This window comes from Bartonella jaculi, from assembly GCF_039543045.1.
In the GTDB taxonomy this organism is placed as follows: Bacteria; Pseudomonadota; Alphaproteobacteria; order Rhizobiales; family Rhizobiaceae; genus Bartonella; species Bartonella jaculi.
Genome location: NZ_BAABIZ010000167.1, coordinates 1 through 772, shown reverse-complemented (window position 1 = coordinate 772; position 772 = coordinate 1). Strand labels below are relative to the sequence as shown.

Below are 772 nucleotides of genomic sequence, written 5' to 3'. Positions count from 1 at the left end.
CATACAACACGCACCCATGTTGCAAGATAATGGAAAAGTGAAAATTCATTAAAGAGGAATGCCATGAGCTTCACAATGTTTACGCAACTGTTCAATCACATTGATAATGCAACAGAAACATATGTCACAAATATTTCCTCAAAAGCGATTATCATGATTACTCCTTTCGTATCGATCAGCCTCACTATCGCTTTCATCATATATGGATGGCTCATCATGCGTGGTGCGATAGATATGCCAGTCTCTGGGTTCTTAAGCCGTTGTTTGCGTATAAGCATTATCACTTCAATAGCTCTGACTGCAGGACTTTATCAGCCAGAGATTGCAGATTTGATAATAGAAATGCCTCATGACTTGTTAAATACACTGTTAAACAATTCAGCAGACAACAAAAAACTAATCAGTTTGGTCGACAAAGTCGCTGAAAGAGGATTCGAACGTGCAAGCGAAGCTTTCGAAGAAGCTGCTTTCTTGGATGCGGATGGATTGCTTTATGGTCTCTTCGGTATTCTTATCTTACTTGCAACAAGCTTTCTCGCTGCAATCGGCGGTGCATTCATTCTGCTGGCAAAAATCGCTCTTGTGCTTCTCGTAGGACTCGGACCGCTCTTTATCATTGCCTTGCTCTGGCAACCAACCTATCGCTTTTTCGAACAATGGATAGCCCAAATCTTAAGCTATACAATTCTCGTTGTGCTCCTAGCCACCGTATTTAGTTTTATGATGGATATCTTTGCAAACTATATGACGGATCTACAATTCGATGGAAAGC

The 772-nt window shown here is 40.9% G+C and carries 1 protein-coding gene; it reads left to right on the top strand.

The features are described from left to right. Positions 1-63: 63 nt before the first annotated feature. On the top strand, positions 64-772 hold a 709-nt coding region (locus tag ABD915_RS09990; protein WP_345117815.1), incomplete at its 3' end, for a TrbL/VirB6 family protein.